Source organism: Polaromonas sp. (assembly GCF_030682935.1).
Classification (GTDB): Bacteria; Pseudomonadota; Gammaproteobacteria; order Burkholderiales; family Burkholderiaceae_C; genus Polaromonas.
Map to the genome: position 1 here is coordinate 1 of NZ_JAUXNA010000108.1, position 3,482 is coordinate 3,482.

Here is a 3,482-nt window from a genome sequence, read left to right on the forward strand (position 1 = left end):
CCGTTATGATATGCCATGAGCTATTTTGCCGTTTTGTTTGCACTCAACCTCGAACAGGCCCGGCCACTGGCACGCGGCAACTGGGTTCATGCCGGTTTTCGGGGCTGGACGCGCTGGGCCAGTCGCAGTCTGGATGCCGGCAAACCGCACCATGGATGGATTGCATGGACGGCTGCAGTGGTGGCTCCTGCGCTGATCACGCTGCTGATTCACTGGCTGCTTTTTCGCGTGAGTGTGTTGCTGGCTTTTGCATGGAGCGTGGCCATCTTGTATGTCACGCTGGGTTTTCGTCAGTTCAGCCACTACTTCACCGACATACGCGACGCACTGGACGACGGCAATGAGGGAACGGCACGCGAGTTGCTGGCGCAATGGCGCAATGTGGATGCCAGTGAATTGCCGCGCAGTGAAATCGTCCGGCACGTGATTGAATACTCGGTGCTCGCTGCCCATCGTCATGTGTTTGGGGTGCTGGGCTGGTTTTCAGTGCTCGCTGCGCTGGGTCTGGGACCTGCGGGCGCGGTGTTTTACCGCATGAGCGAATTCGTCACGCGTTACTGGATCCACAAAAGCAAATTTCCGGGGGAGGGGGCCAGCCCGGCCCTGCAAGGCGTCGCTACCCGCGCGTGGGGCATTATTGACTTCGTTCCCGCCCGCGTCACCGCGCTGGGTTTTGCCGTGGTGGGCAGTTTTGAGGACGCCATTGACGCGTGGCGCCATTACACCCAGCGCTTTGCAGCCAATGCGCCTGCTGCCTCCGAGAACCGCAACGATGGGGTCATTCTTGCGGCTACTTCCGGCGCGGTGAATGTGCGGCTGGGCGGTGAAGCACTCAAGACGGTAGTCCCGACCGACGCTGCCTCGCAGGGTTTTCCGGCCGGCGAACTCGAGGCCGAGGACCGCGCCTCTACAGAGTCCACGCCGGGCCGGGTGCCCGAAGTGGCCCACCTGCGCAGCATTGTGGGGCTGGTATGGCGTTCCGTCGTGCTCTGGATGGCGCTGCTCGCGCTGCTGACGCTGGCGCGCCTGCTGGGCTGAGCAGCCCCCGCTGTTCAGTACCGGGTCTGCGACAGCTCTGCAAACAACTCGCTATACAAGCGATAGCGGCTTGTACCTATGCTGCTTGGCCTTTCGGTCACTTTGACCTCTGCAATCACACCGCATCCGGGTTCGTGCAGATGCGTGCAGTTGTAGAACTTGCAATTCTGCGCATGGGCCTTGAAGTCGGGCATGAGGTTGGCCAACTGCATTGGTTCAATGTGGTTCAGGCCAAACTCCTGAAAGCCGGGCGAGTCGATCAGTGCGGTGGTTCTCGCTTCATCGACCCAGTACAGCGTGGTGCTGGTGGTGGTGTGTTTGCCCGAGTTCAGCGCCTGGGAGATTTCGGCTGTCAGTACCCGCGCCTGCGGCACCAGCAGATTGGTCAGGCTGCTTTTCCCCGCCCCTGAAGGGCCCAGCACCAGGGTCTTTTTTCCGCGCATCAGAGCCATCAATTCGGCGGGTTGCGTGTCAGTTGGTGCACCCGTGCCGGTTTTGGGCTTGATCGCCAGCGGCAGCATTTGGTAGCCCATGGCCCGGTAGGGCGCCAGCTTGGTCCAGGCGCGTCCGAACGGTTCGGCCAAGTCGCTCTTGTTCAACGCGATGATGGGGGTAATGCGTTCCGCTTCAGCGGCAATCAGCGCCCGTGTCAACTGGCTTTCCGAAAACTCGGGTTCCGCAGCGATCAGGATCAGGACCTGGTCCAGATTGGCGGCAAACGACTTGGTGCGCATCTCGTCCTGCCGGTAAAACAGGTTGGCGCGCTCTTCAATTTTTTCCAGCGTGCCTTCATCCTGCGAAGGCAGCCAGCGCACGCGGTCACCGACCAGCGCCTGGTTTTTCTTGCCACGCGGGTGGCAGATCACGCGCTGGCCGGATTCGGTTTCAACCAGCACATGGCGGCCAAAACTGGCGACCACCAGACCGGGCTGCGTGCCCGCCACGGGCGCGGCGCCCGAGCGCGCCTGTTGCGCCGGTTTGCTCAAACCAGCAAGGCGTCAACCTTGGACGCACAGAAAAAGTCACTGACTGAAATACCATTCACATCGTGTGTGTTGAAGCGAACCGTGCATTGGCTGTAACGCACCGACAGATCCGGATGATGGTCTTCGGCATTGGCAATGAAAGCCACGGCGTTGACAAAACCCATGGTTTCATAAAAGTTTTTGAAGGTGAAGGTTTTTTCCAGCGCGCCGTCGATCAGGCGCCAGCCCAGCGGCTGCTCGCCGTTGAGCTTGGTCAGCTGCGTGACCATTTCCGTGGCGCTCAGGGCGCGGCGGTTTTGATGAATCGGGTGGCTCATGGTGCTGCGCTTTCGACAGAAGGGAGCATGCGTCCCAGCCGCTCGGAGGCGGGCGGGTGCGAGTAGTAAAACTTCACAAATAAAGGGTCGGGCGTGAGGGTGCTGGCATTGTCCTGGTAAAGCTTGAGCAGTGCGCTTTGCAAGTCCTTGCCGTCCGTTTGCGCGATGGCATAGGCGTCGGCCTCAAATTCATGCTTGCGCGAGAAATGGGCAAGCACCGGCGATACAAAAAAGCTGAAAAGCGGCACCACCAGCAAGAACAGCAGCAAAGCCAGGGCATCGTTGGCGCCCGCCAGATTTGGCTGAACGCCAAGCCCGGTGTAGAACCACACCTGCGACGACAGCCAGCCCAGCAGCGCAAAGCCGACCAGGCTCATGGCAAACATCGAAACAATGCGCTTGATGATGTGTTTGTGCTTGAAGTGGCCCAGCTCGTGCGCCAGCACCGCATCGACTTCGCCGGGGTTCAGCTGCTTGAGCAGGGTGTCGTAAAACACCACGCGCTTGGCGGCGCCAAAACCCGTAAAGTAAGCATTGGCGTGGGCTGAGCGCTTGCTGCCGTCCATCACAAACATGCCTTTGGCGGCAAAGCCGCAGCGCTGCATCAGCGCCGTCACCCGCGCCTTCAGGGTCTCGTCTTCCAGGGGTTTGAATTTATTGAACAGCGGCGCAATCACGGTGGGAAAAAGCACCAGCGCCAGCAGGTTGAAGCCCATCCAGACAGCCCATGCCCACAGCCACCACAAACTGCCGGCACTGCTCATCAGCCACAGGATCAGGGCCACGATGGGCAGGCCAATCACAGCGCCCACCAGTGTGGACTTCACCAGGTCGGCCAGCCAGAGCTTGAGGGTCATTTTGTTAAATCCGAAGCGCTCTTCAAGCTTGAAAGTGCTGTATAGCGTGAAGGGCAGGTCCAGCAAGCCACTGATCACGCTGAAGGCCGCCAGCAAGGCCAGCTGCGGCACCAGGCGGCCGTAGTCGGACAAGCCGGAATCAAGCAGCGCCTGGTTCAGCGTATCCAGGCCGCCCAACAGCGTCCAGCCCAGCAGCAGGGCGGTGCCAAAAGCCGTTTCCAGCATGCCAAGGCGCGCTTTGGCAATGGTGTAGTCTGCCGCCTTCTGGTGCGACGGGAGCGCAA

At 60.5% G+C, this 3,482-nt stretch carries 4 protein-coding genes; 1 reads left to right on the forward strand and 3 read right to left on the reverse strand.

Features of this window, described 5'->3' with window-relative positions:
* Positions 1–15: 15 nt before the first annotated feature.
* The gene (locus Q8K05_RS05005; protein ID WP_305245424.1) at positions 16–1,038 is read left to right on the forward strand and encodes a CobD/CbiB family protein; all 1,023 of its coding nucleotides are present in this window, start codon (positions 16–18) and stop codon (positions 1,036–1,038) included.
* Between the two features lie 14 nt (positions 1,039–1,052).
* Here Q8K05_RS05005 and rsgA read toward each other — a convergent pair whose 3' ends face one another.
* The 3 genes from rsgA to Q8K05_RS05020 all read right to left on the reverse strand — a co-directional run.
* Entirely contained in the window at positions 1,053–2,024 is a 972-nt protein-coding gene (rsgA, locus tag Q8K05_RS05010; protein WP_305245425.1) for a ribosome small subunit-dependent GTPase A, read from the reverse strand.
* Complete coding sequence (locus Q8K05_RS05015; RefSeq protein ID WP_305245426.1) at positions 2,021–2,341, reverse strand: 4a-hydroxytetrahydrobiopterin dehydratase; 321 nt, start codon at positions 2,339–2,341, stop codon at positions 2,021–2,023. The genes rsgA and Q8K05_RS05015 overlap by 4 nt, the downstream gene beginning before the upstream one ends.
* Positions 2,338–3,482: M48 family metallopeptidase (locus tag Q8K05_RS05020; protein ID WP_305245427.1), on the reverse strand; the 1,145-nt coding region annotated here is incomplete at its 5' end. The genes Q8K05_RS05020 and Q8K05_RS05015, both read right to left, overlap by 4 nt.